The 13,883-nt window shown below is 63.2% G+C and carries 13 protein-coding genes; 9 read left to right on the top strand and 4 right to left on the bottom strand.

Going from position 1 to position 13,883, the window contains the following annotated elements:
- The first annotated feature begins 255 nt into the window (after positions 1-255).
- Positions 256-1,542 (top strand): hypothetical protein, encoded by a 1,287-nt coding sequence (locus tag OEG82_RS04775; protein ID WP_267611306.1) that lies wholly within the window; start codon positions 256-258, stop codon positions 1,540-1,542.
- Positions 1,543-1,643: 101 nt separating this feature from the next.
- On the opposite strand, the gene OEG82_RS04780 is transcribed toward OEG82_RS04775, so the two are convergent.
- Both OEG82_RS04780 and OEG82_RS04785 read right to left on the bottom strand, forming a co-directional pair.
- A complete protein-coding gene (locus tag OEG82_RS04780) occupies positions 1,644-2,090 on the bottom strand; it encodes a hypothetical protein (RefSeq protein WP_267611307.1) in 447 nt (148 codons plus the stop codon).
- A gap of 251 nt (positions 2,091-2,341) precedes the next feature.
- Positions 2,342-3,928 carry a helicase HerA-like C-terminal domain-containing protein gene (locus OEG82_RS04785; protein WP_267614868.1) on the bottom strand — a complete coding sequence of 529 codons (1,587 nt, stop codon included), beginning with the start codon at positions 3,926-3,928 and terminating at the stop codon, positions 2,342-2,344.
- A gap of 309 nt (positions 3,929-4,237) precedes the next feature.
- Between OEG82_RS04785 and rfbF the strand changes: the two genes are divergently transcribed.
- From rfbF to OEG82_RS04805, 4 genes are read left to right on the top strand one after another with little or no spacing between them, the layout of a single operon-like run.
- A complete protein-coding gene (gene rfbF, locus OEG82_RS04790; protein ID WP_267611308.1) occupies positions 4,238-5,008 on the top strand; it encodes a glucose-1-phosphate cytidylyltransferase in 771 nt (256 codons plus the stop codon).
- On the top strand, positions 4,993-6,117 hold the full coding sequence (gene rfbG, locus OEG82_RS04795; protein WP_267611309.1) for a CDP-glucose 4,6-dehydratase: 1,125 nt from the start codon (positions 4,993-4,995) through the stop codon (positions 6,115-6,117). Before rfbF ends, rfbG begins: the two co-directional genes overlap by 16 nt.
- A complete protein-coding gene (locus tag OEG82_RS04800; protein WP_267611310.1) occupies positions 6,114-6,689 on the top strand; it encodes a dTDP-4-dehydrorhamnose 3,5-epimerase family protein in 576 nt (191 codons plus the stop codon). Before rfbG ends, OEG82_RS04800 begins: the two co-directional genes overlap by 4 nt.
- On the top strand, positions 6,686-7,918 hold the full coding sequence (locus OEG82_RS04805) for a class I SAM-dependent methyltransferase (RefSeq protein WP_324288932.1): 1,233 nt from the start codon (positions 6,686-6,688) through the stop codon (positions 7,916-7,918). The genes OEG82_RS04800 and OEG82_RS04805 overlap by 4 nt, the downstream gene beginning before the upstream one ends.
- 96 nt (positions 7,919-8,014) lie before the next feature.
- Here OEG82_RS04805 and OEG82_RS04810 read toward each other — a convergent pair whose 3' ends face one another.
- The gene (locus OEG82_RS04810) at positions 8,015-9,124 is read right to left on the bottom strand and encodes a DegT/DnrJ/EryC1/StrS family aminotransferase (protein ID WP_267611311.1); all 1,110 of its coding nucleotides are present in this window, start codon (positions 9,122-9,124) and stop codon (positions 8,015-8,017) included.
- A gap of 142 nt (positions 9,125-9,266) precedes the next feature.
- Between OEG82_RS04810 and OEG82_RS04815 the strand changes: the two genes are divergently transcribed.
- Positions 9,267-10,121 carry a D-amino-acid transaminase gene (locus OEG82_RS04815; protein WP_267611312.1) on the top strand — a complete coding sequence of 285 codons (855 nt, stop codon included), beginning with the start codon at positions 9,267-9,269 and terminating at the stop codon, positions 10,119-10,121.
- A gap of 52 nt (positions 10,122-10,173) precedes the next feature.
- Here the strand turns inward: OEG82_RS04815 and OEG82_RS04820 are convergent, their stop codons facing one another.
- Entirely contained in the window at positions 10,174-10,962 is a 789-nt protein-coding gene (locus OEG82_RS04820; RefSeq protein WP_267611313.1) for an SDR family oxidoreductase, read from the bottom strand.
- A gap of 119 nt (positions 10,963-11,081) precedes the next feature.
- Between OEG82_RS04820 and pyrC the strand changes: the two genes are divergently transcribed.
- The 3 genes from pyrC to OEG82_RS04835 all read left to right on the top strand — a co-directional run bounded on the left by pyrC (position 11,082) and on the right by OEG82_RS04835 (position 13,879).
- Positions 11,082-12,119, top strand: coding sequence for a dihydroorotase (pyrC, locus tag OEG82_RS04825; RefSeq protein WP_267611314.1), 1,038 nt, complete (start codon positions 11,082-11,084; stop codon positions 12,117-12,119).
- Positions 12,120-12,217: 98 nt separating this feature from the next.
- Positions 12,218-12,916, top strand: a complete 699-nt coding sequence (locus OEG82_RS04830; RefSeq protein ID WP_267611315.1) for an orotate phosphoribosyltransferase — start codon at positions 12,218-12,220, stop codon at positions 12,914-12,916.
- Positions 12,917-12,955: 39 nt separating this feature from the next.
- On the top strand, positions 12,956-13,879 hold the full coding sequence (locus tag OEG82_RS04835; RefSeq protein ID WP_267611316.1) for a carbohydrate kinase family protein: 924 nt from the start codon (positions 12,956-12,958) through the stop codon (positions 13,877-13,879).
- Positions 13,880-13,883 lie beyond the last annotated feature (4 nt).

Below are 13,883 nucleotides of genomic sequence, written 5' to 3' on the forward strand. Positions count from 1 at the left end.
GAGCCTCGCAAATTGCTGTGACGTTTACGCAAACGTCAATTTTCATAGCAGAGCCGGGCGGTGCTGAAAAGCCGCTTGCCAACGGCACCGGGTCCACAACTCGATGGTCCCCGAAGCCGCTGCGTGCTTGAGTTTTGCGGGGTTAGCGGATACGCACAAGAAAAATGGCACGCGTCGACCGCCGGCGACTGCCGGGCCTCGGCCAATTTTCAAGCCCCTGGCGATGGCCAGACCACGCGGCACGGAGACAGACCATTGAGCGGCATGGAATCGGCAATTCGCGAAGCATTGGACAAGGCGGGAATTCCTGGCGCACAGGCGCGCCAGCGGATTTACGAAGCCGCCCGTGCCGCACTTGATCGAAGCCTCGATCGTCAGGACATCACCGATGCGGCGCGGATTCACGAGCACCGGCAGCGGCTGGAAAGCCTGATCGCCGACATCGAGGCCGAATGGACGCCGCCGGGCGGCGATGCCGCTGCACCCCCGGTCTCCAATCCGCAACACCCGGCGCCTGACCCGGCCGAGGCGGCCTGGCCCGCCCCCGAACGCCCCGTATATGACACTTCCGAAGCGCTGGGACCGGAGCAGGACGGCATTGACCAGTACCGCCCGGGAAACGTCGCTGGACTGGCAGGTCAGACCCCGCCGGCAGCCGGGTCGCACGCCGCGGCCCCTGTTGTTTCGCCCGTGTCGCAAAAACCGCGGAGCGCGGCAGCACCCGGTGGTGAAGCAGCTCTGGATTTTGTCCCCGACGCAGGCAGCCATGCCGCCGCGGCCGAGCCGGTGGCCGTGCCGGATGCCGAGCGCCCGCCCCACATTGAGGCTCCTGCGCCGGCCGCTGCAAAGCCCGCCAGGAAGGTCAAGCTTCCCAAGGAACGCAAGCCGAAGCGCCGACGGGGCGCCTTCGCATCGATATTCTCTGCAGCGGTGATGCTGTCATTTCTGGGCATTGGTGTCTGGTGGCTGATCGAGGTTGGCGCGCTGAAGTCTGCGTCAGAGCGTGACACCGGCGTGCCCAACCCGCCGCCGTCCCTGAGCCGCGACGATTTTGCAGGCGGGCCACAGCAATTCAACCCCGGCGCCGGCTTTTCCGGCGAATGGGCCAATGTCTTCACACCCGGCCGCGACGGTGCGCCCCAGATCCGCGGCAATGCCAGCGCCGAGGTGATCGAGCAGGCCGATGGCAATGTGCTCAGGATCATCTCGGGCAGCGGTGATGCCAGTGGCGAGGTGCTGGTGCCGCTCGGAGCGGACGTGATGCAGGCCATGGCCGGGCGTCAGTCGGTGCTGGCGCTGACCGTGCGGTCGGCGTCTCCCGATACCACGCAGATCTATGTCAAATGCGAGTTTTCCGTTCTGGGCGATTGCGGTCGCCGTCGCTTCGACGTGACCTATGAGACCACGGATATCCTGTTCAGCCTGGATTACGACCGGGCGCTGGCCCCCAATGAGGGCGGCAATCTGGTGATCAACAGCGATATCTCCGGGGAAAGCAAGGGCATTGACCTCTTGGCGGTGCGGATCCGGCCGCTGAACTAGACGCCTGCGCACCCGTCCGCGGTTCGGCTGAATGGCCGCGTCACAACCATCCCGACCGCTGGCAAAGATTGCCGCCAGCGGTCGGGATTTAGACTTGGAGCCTATTCGCAGACCTGCAGCGGGCCGAACTGGATGCAGGTTCCGCTGCGTCCGAAACTCCGGCCGCTCACGCGCCTGCAAAGCTCGCGATTGTCGCGCCGGAACCGGTTGGACTGCCGGCACTGCCGTTCCAGATCTCGGCGGCTGGTGCGTCTGCCGCCCCGATCATCCCGCCCGCGGCCCCGGTCGTCGCGACCGCCCCTGTCATTCCGTCGGTTTCTTTCGTCCCGGAACTGGGCGAGGTTAATGAGGTCATCATCGAGCTCAACCCCGGTAGAGCCGGCAGCGGGTGAAGCCTGGACGTGGCTGACGCCAAGCTGGCTCGCGATATACACTGACCCGAAGGCGGCACCGGCGCCAAGAATAAATTTTCGTCGCGACAGGGCAGCCTGCGCGGTGGTTTTGCTTTCGGATGAAGCCATGAGCTTTTTCAGGAATGTGACGAGCATGATACGATGTCCTCTCCAGGTCAAAAGGGACACCAGAGGCCCCTTGGGAAACGAGGACGGGAGCATCCCGGTGCGCCGTATGTGCACAGCAGGATTACGCCGTCTTCAGCCTGTGATAACTCGGTGACGCGCATAAGGTTGCATGGCAACCGGCGCCATCGCGCCGGCCGCGTTCCCGCCACCAGCCGACAGCCCCTGATGAGCTTGGGCAGATAGAATCAGCTGCGGGACCGGACCGCACGGTTGGCGGTTCAGAAGCCCTTTTTCAGGGATCCGAGTATGCCTCGCACCAGCGCGCGACCGAGCGATGTGGCCGCTGATCGCGCCACCGATTTGATCACCGTCTCGGTGACCGTCTGGCGCCGGTAACCAGGCCGTTTCGTGCTCTTCCGCCGGCGCGGGGACTGGCTGCGGCCGCGGTCGTCCTCATCGTTTTCGTCGCCATAGCCGGGGAGAGTCCAGCGCCGGCTTTCGGGCCGTTCCTGTTCCTTTTCCTCCTCGCGCTTGCGCTCGTCTTCCTCCGCCTTGGCGGCTTCCTCGGCGCGCCGCTGCAGCATTTCAAAGGCACTGTCGCGGTCCAGATCAACATCATACTGTCCTGCCACCGGGCTGACCGCCATCACTTTCACCCGTTCGGGTTCGGTGATCGGGCCGAGCCGCGAGGACGGCGGCCTGACCAGGGTGCGCTCCACCATCGAGGGCACGCCCTTGGCGCCAAGCGTGGAGACAAGGGCTTCGCCGACGCCCAGTTGCGTGATCGCCTCGAAGCAATCAAAGGCCGGATTGGGCCGGAAGGTTTCGGCCGCCACCTTGACGGCCTTCTGCTCGCGCGGCGTATAGGCCCGGAGCGCATGCTGGATGCGGTTGCCGAGCTGGGAGAGAACGGTTTCGGGAACATCGAGCGGGTTCTGGGTGACGAAATAGACGCCGACGCCCTTGGACCGTATCAGCCGGACCACCTGCTCGACCCGGTCGATCAGGATCTTTGGCGCCTCGTCGAACAACAGATGTGCCTCGTCGAAAAAGAACACCAGCCGCGGCTTGTCGGAATCGCCGATTTCAGGCAGTTCCTCGAACAGTTCCGACAACAGCCACAGCAGGAAGGTGCCGTAAAGCCGCGGATTCATCATCAGCTTGTCGGCAGCCAGCACCGAGATCGCGCCGCGCCCGTCATTGGTGGTGCGCATGATGTCGGAAATTTTCAGCGCCGGTTCACCGAAGAAGTTTTCGGCCCCCTGCTGCTCCAGCACCAGCAATCCGCGCTGGATCGTCGACAGCGACTGCTTGGTGATGTTGCCATACATGGCCGAGAGGCTCTCGGTCTCGCTCGCCATATAGGCCAGCAGCGATCGCAGGTCCTTGAGGTCGAGAAGCGGCAATCCGTTTTCGTCAGCCAGCTTGAAGGCGATGTTGAGCACGCCCTCCTGCGCATCCGACATGTCCATCAGCCGCGCCAGCAGCAGCGGTCCCATCTCGGAGATCGTGGTGCGGACGCGGTGCCCTTTGTCCCCGAACAGATCCCAGAAGATCACCGGGAATTCCTGGAATTCGTACGGATCAAGCCCAATGGTCGTGGCGCGCTTTTCCAGGAAATCCTTGTATTCGCCGATCTGGGCAATGCCTGACAGGTCGCCTTTGACATCGGCGCAGAACACCGGCACGCCGGCATTGGAAAAGCTTTCGGCCAGGATCTGCAGGGTCACGGTCTTGCCGGTGCCGGTGGCGCCGGTGATCAGCCCGTGCCGGTTGGCATATTTGAGGTCGAGATATTCGCCCTTGTTGATGCTGTCGTCGGGGTTGCGGCTGGTGCCGACATAGAGCTTGCCGTCTTCGAGCATGGTGTCCTCGCGCTGTGCCATATCGGGCGGGTGGGCTTTTGCATGCGCCGCGCGCAGGCTTCACCGTCACTTATAGGCAAGCCATGCCGCCGGAACAATGGTTGATGCCGCCGTCGCCGGCTCCGTCCCCGCCAGCCTCGGAACAGCTTGATCGCCTATGCTTGCAAGGCTTGAAGCCAGGGGAATATCGGGCGCCATGGACCATGGGCCAACAACCGAGCCTGAAAACACCGGCCGGCCATCCGGCCCTGCCGGTGGGCGCAGCCATGTCCCGCGCTGTCGTGACTGGCGCATTCGGGGAGCCACATCATGAAGGTTGTCATCCTGGCCGGCGGCCTCGGCTCACGGCTGTCGGAAGAAACCCATCTCAAGCCGAAACCGATGGTGGAGATCGGCGGGCGGCCGATCCTGTGGCACATCATGAAGCTCTATCACGCCCATGGCTTGAGCGATTTCATCATCTGCTGCGGCTTTCGCGGCTATGTGATCAAGGAATATTTCGCCAATTATGCGCTGCACATGTCGGACATGACCTTCAACATGTCCGACAACACCGTGCATTTCCATCGCCAGAGCGCCGAGGACTGGCGGGTCACGCTGGTCGACACCGGCGAAACCACGCTCACCGGCGGCCGTCTCAAGCGGGTGGCCTCCTATCTCGAAGGCGAAGACAGCTTCTGCTTCACCTATGGCGACGGCCTGTCCGATGTCGACATTTCCGCAACGCTGACCTTTCACAAGGACCATGGCCGACTGGCCACGGTGACAGCGGTGCGCCCGCCGGCCCGGTTCGGGGCGCTCAAGCTCGATGGCGATTCGGTTCAGGGTTTCATCGAGAAACCCGAGGGCGAGGGCGGTTTCATCAATGGCGGCTTCTTCGTCCTGTCCACCCCGGTGCTCGATCGCATTGAGGGCGATCGCACGAGTTTCGAGGGCGAGCCCCTGGCCGCACTGGCCCGGGACGGCGAGCTGCGGGCCCATTTCCATCGCGGCTTCTGGCAACCCATGGACACCATGCGTGACAAGAACATGCTCGAGGCGCTGTGGAGCGAGGGGAAAGCGCCTTGGAAAAGCTGGTAGGCGGCGAAAAGCTGGTAGGCACGGACAAGCCAGCACGCCACGCTTTGCCTGATCCGGATTTCTGGCGCGGGCGCAAGGTGCTCCTGACCGGCCATACCGGCTTCAAGGGTGCCTGGCTGTTGCACTGGCTCGAGGCCATGGGCGCGGATGTCACCGGCTGCTCGCTGCCGCCGGAGCAGCCCGCGGCGCTGTTTCCGCTGCTGCATTCGGACAACCGCCTGGCCGGCGAGATTGCCGATATCCGGGATGCGCATGAATTGAACAATCTGGTCGAACGGGCACGGCCAGACATTGTATTCCACCTTGCCGCCCAGTCGCTGGTCCGGCGCGGCTATGCCGATCCGGGAAGCACATTCGCCACCAATGTGGCAGGCACCAACAATCTGTTGCAGGCGCTGGCTGAGGTGGGGACGGCACGCGCCATCGTCGTCACCACGACCGACAAGGTCTACCGCAATTCAGGCGACGGCCACCGCTTTCGCGAGACCGATCCGCTGGGCGGCCATGATCCCTATTCCGCCAGCAAGGCGGCTTGCGAGATGGTCGTGGCCGGCTGGCGCGGTCGCTTCGAGGCAGCCGGATGCGGCGTTGCCACGGCGCGGGCCGGCAATGTGATCGGCGGCGGCGACTGGGCCGAGGACCGGCTGTTTCCCGATGCGATACGGGCTTGGTCGAGGGGCGAGGCGATCGCTGTGCGCCGCCCGCTCGCCACCCGGCCCTGGCAACATGTGCTCGAGCCCCTGCGGGGCTATCTGGTGCTGGCCGAAAGGCTCGCATCCGGCGCGGCCCTCGCTCCGGCCTATAATTTCGGTCCCACGGAGGACAGCGCCACGGTGCGTGACGTGCTCGCTCTGGCGGCATCGCATTTCGACGGCGCCGGGATCGACTGGGCCGAGAGCCCGGACGGTCCGGCGGAGGCCGAGGCACTGGCGCTCGACCCATCGCTGGCAGCAAGCGATCTGGCCGTTTCCGGCCTCTGGGGGCTGGAGCAGACGGTATCGCTGACCGCGCGCTGGTATCGCGCTCTGCTGAATGGCGGGGCCGCACGAAACTTGTGCGAGGCCGATTGCAACGCCTATGTCGAAGCCGCGAGCGGGGCGGATCGATGAGCACGTCTCCCTTTGTCATCACGCCGCTCTTGCCCGGGGCGGGCGCTGCCACGGGTCCCGCGCTGGTCCGCCGCACGCCGCTGGTTGACGACCGCGGCGCCTTTGCCCGGATCTTTTGCGCCGAGGCTCTGGCTGAGATCGGTTGGCCCGGCCCTGTGGCCCAGATCAATCACAGCCGCACCGCCGGGCGCGGAACGGTGCGCGGGCTGCATTTCCAGCGTCCGCCCCATGCCGAAGCCAAGCTGGTCATCTGCATTCGCGGCGCGGTCCATGATGTGGCCGTCGATATCCGCGCCGGCAGTCCGACGCGCTATGCCCATGTGGCTGCCGAGCTGTCCGCCGAAACTGCAACAGCAATGTATGTGCCCGAAGGGTTTGCGCACGGGTTCCAGGCCCTCAGCGACGATATCGAGCTGATCTATGTTCATTCAGCACCCTACACCGCGGCCGCCGAATCAGGCCTTCGCCATGATGATCCGGGACTGGCGATTGCCTGGCCTTTGCCGGTTGCCGGGATCTCGGCACGAGACGCGTCGTTTCCGTTGATTACGGATGCGGAGCCGGGATCATGATGCGCTGTCGGCATTGCAATGGCGCCGATTTCATCCCGTTTCTCGACCTCGGGCTGGCGCCGCCATCCAATTCCTACCTCGATGCCGCCGCGCTCTCCCGCCCGGAAAAACGATATCCGCTTGTCATCCGCACCTGCACCGGATGCTGGTTGACCCAGACTGAGGATTTTGCCGACCGGGAGGAATTCTTTTCCGGCGACTATGCCTATTTCTCGTCATTTTCCCGCACCTGGCTTGATCATGCCAAAACCTATGTTGCGGAGATGCAAGATCGCTTCGGGCTTGGCGCACACAGCCTTGTCGCAGAGATCGCAGCCAATGACGGCTATCTGCTGCAATATGTCAAAGCTCACGGCATCCCCTGCTATGGCGTTGAACCGACGCACAACACCGCCGAAGCTGCGCGCGCCAGGGGCATCGAGATCGTCGAGGATTTCTTCGGAGCGAAGCTGGCCGAACGGCTGGCAGGCGAGGGCCGCCAGGCCGATCTGATCGCCGCCAACAATGTGCTGGCGCATGTGCCCGACATCAATGATTTCGTGGCGGGCTTTGCAGGATTGCTCAAGCCGGCGGGCGTGGCGACGTTCGAATTTCCGAATATTCTGGAAATGGTCCGCGGCAACCAGTTCGACACTGCCTATCACGAACATTATTCCTATCTGTCGCTGCTCTCGGTCGAGCGGATTTTTGCGGCAAACGGGCTCACGGTGTTTGATGTCGGCGTCACGCCGCATCATGGCGGCAGCCTCAGGGTCTATGCCTGCCGGTCCGACCATCGCGCCCATGCGGTAAGGCCGGCGGTCGCGGCGATGATCGGCGTTGAACGTGAGGCCGGGCTAGGCGGCTCGGCATTTTATGCCGGCTTCCAGGCAAGCGCTGAAGCCGCCCGCGATGCCTTTCGCAGCTTTCTCGCAGACGCACATGCCGCCGGACTGAAGGTGGCGGCCTATGGGGCTGCCGCCAAGGGCAATACGCTGTTGAATTTCGCCGGCAGCACCGCCGATGACATCGCCTTTGTCGTCGACCGGAATCCGGCAAAGCAGGGACGCTTCATGCCCGGCTCGCGGATTCCGATTGTCGACGAGGCGCATCTCCTCTCAGAGCAACCGGACAGGGTGGTGATACTGCCATGGAACATCGAGACCGAAATCAGGACCCAGCTTTCCTGTATCGGCGATTGGGGTGGGCAGTTCGTGACCGCGATTCCGAAGCTGGCGATCCGGAGCTGAGCGGGACGGGCATGGTTGAACGAAGCGGCAATGCCGAACCCGGCAAAGTCCTGCAGCCTCGCAACCGCCCTCTGATCCGCGCCGCAAAAGGCCTGTCTATCCCGAAAGCAGGCCGGTAATCACCGCGGCGACACGCGCTTGCGCCGCCTCATCCATGTCGTGATAGCTCGGCAGGTTGATGGCGCGCGAGGAGATGTCATGGGCCGTGGTATTGCCCGGACAGCTCTCGAACATCGGCAGCTCCGACAGCGGCCAGAAGAACACCCGCGCATCGATATCGGCCGCCTGAAAGGCGCTGATCAGCGTCTCGCGGGTGACGCCGGTGTCGCGGTCAAACACAACCGTCGGCATCCAGTAGCCGTTGACGGTGCCGTCCGGTTCGGCATTGAGCGAAAGCCCGTCCACGCCCGACAGCAGTGCACGGTAGAGCTCCATGATGCGGCGCTTGCCGGCGATAAGCTCGTCGATGCGCTCGACCTGGGCGCAGCCGATCGCGGCCGACACATTGGCCATCTTGAACTTGTAGCCGGTCACGGTCGGAAAGAACTGGCGCGGTTCGTTCGGATCGCGGCCATGATTGGAAAGCGTCGTCACCCGCGCAAATAGTGCTGCGTCATTGGTCACAAACATACCGCCTTCGCCGGTGGTCATGGTCTTGGTACCGTGAAACGAGAATGTGCCGAAAGCGCCCATCGATCCGGCACGCCGGCCCTGCCAGCTCGAGCCGATGGCTTCTGCCGCATCCTCGATCACCGCCACACCGTGGCGGGCGCCGATTTCCAAAAGCCGATCCATGTCGCACATCGATCCATAGAGGTGAACCGCGATGATCGCCTTTGTCCTGGGCGTGATCGCAGCCTCGACCAGCGCCGGATCAAGACACCAGGTGTCCTCGAGAATATCGACCAGCACCGCTGTCGCGCCCAGATGCACCACCGGTGCCACCGAGGCGATCCAGTTTGTGTCAGCCAGAATCACCTCATCTCCGGGTCCTATGCCAAGGGCCGCCAGGCCCAGATGCATCGCGCCGGTGCAGCTCGATGTGGCCACCGCATGGGCAATGCCGAGATGGCCGGCGAAATCTCGCTCAAGCCGGTGGATGTAATCGTAGCACTGCGCCCCCCAGCCGTTGCGCGCCGCATCGGTCGCATACTCGACCTCGAGTTCGGTGATCGATGGTTTGGTATAGGCGATGCGGTGGGTCATGGGCGGGTTCCGGCAATCAGGAGGCCCCGGTCTAGCCTTTCGAACCTGCGCGGAGATTGCGCCGGATTATTTTGAAAAACCGGTTGGCGGCGGGCCGGAAATTCTGGCAAGACAGGACGCTGAAACAGTCAAGGGGATCGAGATGCGCACAGTGTATGTCAACGGAGCCTATGTGCCCGAGAACGAGGCCAAGGTCTCCGTGTTTGACCGCGGTTTCCTGTTTGGCGACGGCATCTATGAAGTGGCAGCCGTGCTCGGCTCGAAGCTCATCGATTTCCCGGCACATATGGCGCGCCTGCACCGCTCCGCCGATGAACTCGGCATGCGCTTTACCGTCAGCGATGATGAATTGCTGGCAATCCATCGCGAGCTGGTCAGCCGCAACAATGTCGACGAAGGCATGGTCTATCTGCAGATGACCCGTGGCGCCATTGACCGCGATTTCCTGTTCGACACCGAAAAGCTGACGCCGACGCTGGTTCTGTTTACCCAGAGCCGGCCGTTGATCGACACGGCGACGGCCAAAAACGGCTTGAAAATCATCTCGATCCCGGATCTGCGCTGGGGTCGCTGCGACATCAAGACCGTGCAGTTGCTCTATCCCTCGCTGGGCAAGATGGAAGCCAAGTCCCGCGGCGCCGACGACGCGTGGATGGTCCGCGACGGGATGGTCACCGAGGGCACATCGAACAATGCCTTCATCGTCACCCGCGAAGGCTCGATCGTCACCCGGCCGCTGTCCAATTCGATCCTGCCCGGCATCACCCGCGCGGCCCTGATGACCTATGCCGCCAAGAGCGGCACCAAGATCGAGGAACGCGAATTCAGCATTGAGGAAGCCAGGGATGCGGCCGAGGCATTCATCACCTCGGCGTCCGTCTTTGTCGGCCCGGTGATCTCGATTGACGGCGTCGAACTCTCGGGCGGCAAACCCGGTCCGGTGACGCTTGCTCTGCGCAAAACCTATATCGAGGAAAGCCTCACGCGCGCGGTCTGAGCCGAGCAAGAGGAGAAACAACCGGGCGCCATGGCCCGGTTGTTGCGTCGGATCAGACCGACTTGATCGCGCCGCCGTCACAGCGGATCATCGACCCGTTGATGTAGCTTGCCCGTTCGCTCACCAGGAACGCGGCGGTGGACCCGAACTCTTCCACAGCGCCGTAGCGGCCGACCGGGATCTGGCTCTGCGCAGCCTGTGCCACATCTTCGATGCTCTTGCCCGAACGCTTGGCATTTGCAGCGTCGAGCTCTTTCAGGCGCGCAGTGTCGATGCGCCCGGGCAGAAGCATGTTGAAGGTCACGCCATCACCGGCTGTCTCATTGGCCATGGATTTCGACCAGCCCACCAGAGTTGCCCTGAGCGCATTGGACAGGCCAAGATTGGTGATCGGCTGGATCACGCCGGACGAGGCGACGCTCAGCACGCGTCCCCAGCCCTGCGCCCGCATGCCGGGCAGGAACCGGGCGGTGATGTCCATCACGCTCAGCACCATGATTTCGAACTGCCGGTGCACCACCGAAAGATCCGCATCGCTCATGGAGCCGGGAGGCGGGCCGCCGGTGTTGTTGACCAGGATGTCGAGCCCGCCGAATTCCTTGCCGACCGCCTCTTCCAGCAGGGCCGGTGTGGCCTTGTCGGAGAGGTCGGAGACGACAAACCGGGCGGTCCCCGCGCCGCGCGCATTGATCGCATCGACGGCGGCTCCCAGCCGGGCGGCATCGCGGCCGGTAATCATCACATTGGCGCCTTCCGCCGCGAGCGCCTCGGCGATGCCGAGCCCCAGCCCGCGTGACGAGGCCAGCACCAAGGCCCGTTTTCCTGTCAATCCAAGATCCATGTTCTCTTTCCCTGCTTGCCTGTTGCCTGCTAAAGGCTTGGGTTATATGTCCCCGCCGGGGCATGAAAGGTCAACCCGCCTCACATGCATTTGACGCGGCGATGAAGGAAACCGAACTCATGGACGAAATCACCATCCCCAGGCCTGATGACTGGCACCTGCATTTGCGTGACGGCGCCATGATGGAAGGCGTGCTGCCCTATTCGGCCCGCGATTTCGCACGTGCCATCATCATGCCCAACCTGATGCCGCCGGTGGTGACCAGCGCCGATGCGCAGGCCTATCGGGACCGCATCCTGGCTGCCTTGCCGAAGGGGATGGATTTCACCCCGCTGATGACGCTTTATCTGACCGAGGGCACCGATGCCGCCGATGTCGCAAGCGCCCATGCCTCGGGCCTTGTGACCGCCGTCAAGCTCTATCCTGCGGGCGCGACCACCAATTCCAGTTCCGGTGTGCGGGATCTCGACAAGGTCATGCCGGTGCTTGAGAAGATGGCTGAAATCGGCATGCCGCTGTGCATCCATGGCGAAGTGACGGATCCATCGGTCGATATATTTGACCGCGAGGCCGTCTTCATCGAAACCGTGCTTGATCCGCTGCGCCGCAGGCTTCCCGGCCTGAAAATCACGCTTGAACATGTGACCACGTCCAATGGTGTCGACTATGTGATGGCAGCGGACGCCAATCTCGCCGCCAGCATCACCACCCATCATCTGATGATCAACCGCAACGCCATCCTGGCCGGCGGCATCAAGCCGCATTACTATTGCCTGCCGGTGGCCAAGCGCGAGAGCCACCGTCTGGCGCTGCGCAAGGCTGCCACCTCGGGCGACAAGCGGTTCTTCCTCGGTACCGATTCGGCCCCGCATGTCGATCCGCTGAAGGAATGCGCCTGTGGCTGCGCCGGCATCTTCACCTCGATCAACACGCTGTCCTGCCTTGCCCATGTGTTCGAAGAGGACAATGCGCTCGACAAGCTGGCCGCATTTGCGAGTCTGAACGGCCCTGTCTGGTATTGCCTTCCGGTCAATCAGGAGATGGTTCGGCTGGTGCGGCGCGCGGCGCCGGTGGTCTGGCCGGACAAGATTGAAACCGGCGACGGGCCGGTCACGGTCTTCGATCCGCTTTTGCCCATCCACTGGGAAGTTGCCTAAAATGCTTTCATCGGCTTCACTGAACTGATATTTGCAGCGCCAGCATCGACCGGAGACCTGCCGGTGGACAGTGGCGCTCATGAACTGGGATGATACCGATGTTTTCCAATACATTTCCCGACAAGGCCAAGATCGCTGACCTCGTCGCCCGTCAATTGCTGGAAATCGGCGCGGTGCATTTCAATGCAACCGAGCCCTACACGCTCGCCTCAGGGATGAAGAGCCCGGTCTATATCGATTGCCGCAAGCTGATTTCCTATCCGCGCATCCGCTCGGCGGTGATGGATTTCGCCGCGGCGACGGTCCTGTCGGAAGCGGGTTTTGAACAGTTCGACTGCATCGCCGGCGGCGAGACGGCCGGCATTCCCTTCGCGGCCTTCCTGGCCGAGCGCCTGGGGCTGCCGATGATCTATGTCCGCAAGAAGCCCAAGGGTCATGGCCGCAATGCCCAGATCGAGGGCGAATTGCGGGAGGGCTCGCGGGTGCTGGTGATCGAGGATCTGACCACGGCCGGCGGTTCGATGTTCACCTTCATCGACGCCATCCGCGAGGCCGGCTGCACTGTCGATCATGGCATTGCGCTGTTCTATTATGGAATTTTCGCCGAAGCCGAGCAGCGCTTTGACGCCGGCAAGGTCAAGCTGCATTACCTGGCCACCTGGCGCGACGTGCTTGCCGCGGCGACGCAACAGCAGGCCTTCGACGAGGCGACGCTGGCCTCGGTCGGCGCCTTTCTCGATGCGCCGCTCGACTGGTCGGGCAAGCATGGCGGCGTTTCGGAATTGCCGGGACAGTGACTGGAACAGACCGCACGGACCGGTCAGGGGAGTGAATCGATGATCATTTGCTGTGGTGAGGCTCTCATCGACATGCTGCCGCGGACCACGACTGCAGGCGAAAACGCGTTCTCGCCCTATGCCGGCGGCGCGGTGTTCAACACGGCGCTGGCGCTTGGCCGTCTCGGTCTGGAAACCGGCTTTTTCACCGGGCTTTCGAGCGACATGTTCGGCGATATCCTGCGCGAAGCGCTGACCGCAAGCGGTGTTGATCACAGCCCTTGCGTGACGCTGGACCTGCACACGACGCTGGCCTTCGTGCGGCTCGTCAACGGCCAGGCAAGCTATGCATTCTTCGACGAGAACACGGCCGGCCGGATGATCACCGAAGCGCATCTGCCGACATTTGGCGACGATGTGGAAGCCCTGCATTTCGGCGCGATCAGCCTGATTCCCGATCCGTGCGGCTCCACCTATGAAAGTCTGATGCGGCGCGAGCATGAATCGCGGGTGATTTCGCTCGATCCCAATATCCGTCCCGGCTTCATCACCGATCCCGAAAAACACCGTGCCCGGATCGACCGGATGATGGCAATGAGCGACATCGTCAAGATGTCGGATGAGGACCTCGAATGGTTCGGCCAGCCCGACATGGAAACCGCAGCCCGTGCCTGGCTGGCGCAGGGTCCGAGCCTGGTGGTCTTCACCCGCGGTCCCGACGGCGCCATCGGCTTTACCAATGACCATACGGTCGAAGTTGATGGGGTGCCTGTCACCGTCGCCGATACGGTGGGCGCCGGCGACACCTTCAATGCCGGCATTCTGGCGTCATTGAAGCGGGACAAACTGCTGACCAAACAGGCGATCAAAACGCTGCCCGCCGAGGCCATCAAAAACGCGCTCAGCCTCGGTGCCAAGGCCGCCGCCGTCACGGTCTCGCGGCCAGGCGCCAATCCGCCCTGGGCCAGCGAAATCGGCTTCTGACCTG

Source organism: Hoeflea ulvae, from assembly GCF_026619435.1.
GTDB classification, from domain to species: Bacteria; Pseudomonadota; Alphaproteobacteria; order Rhizobiales; family Rhizobiaceae; genus Hoeflea; species Hoeflea ulvae.

Coding starts and splice junctions, on each gene's coding strand:
- OEG82_RS04780 (WP_267611307.1), bottom strand. CDS start 2,090: ATGCTCGTCACATTCCTGAAAAAGCTCATGGCTTCATCCGAAAGCAAA.
- OEG82_RS04785 (WP_267614868.1), bottom strand. CDS start 3,928: ATGCTCGAAGACGGCAAGCTCTATGTCGGCACCAGCCGCAACCCCGAC.
- rfbF (WP_267611308.1), top strand. CDS start 4,238: ATGAAGGTTGTCATCCTGGCCGGCGGCCTCGGCTCACGGCTGTCGGAA.
- OEG82_RS04800 (WP_267611310.1), top strand. CDS start 6,114: ATGAGCACGTCTCCCTTTGTCATCACGCCGCTCTTGCCCGGGGCGGGC.
- OEG82_RS04805 (WP_324288932.1), top strand. CDS start 6,686: ATGATGCGCTGTCGGCATTGCAATGGCGCCGATTTCATCCCGTTTCTC.
- OEG82_RS04810 (WP_267611311.1), bottom strand. CDS start 9,124: ATGACCCACCGCATCGCCTATACCAAACCATCGATCACCGAACTCGAG.
- OEG82_RS04815 (WP_267611312.1), top strand. CDS start 9,267: ATGCGCACAGTGTATGTCAACGGAGCCTATGTGCCCGAGAACGAGGCC.
- OEG82_RS04820 (WP_267611313.1), bottom strand. CDS start 10,962: ATGGATCTTGGATTGACAGGAAAACGGGCCTTGGTGCTGGCCTCGTCA.
- pyrC (WP_267611314.1), top strand. CDS start 11,082: ATGGACGAAATCACCATCCCCAGGCCTGATGACTGGCACCTGCATTTG.
- OEG82_RS04830 (WP_267611315.1), top strand. CDS start 12,218: ATGTTTTCCAATACATTTCCCGACAAGGCCAAGATCGCTGACCTCGTC.
- OEG82_RS04835 (WP_267611316.1), top strand. CDS start 12,956: ATGATCATTTGCTGTGGTGAGGCTCTCATCGACATGCTGCCGCGGACC.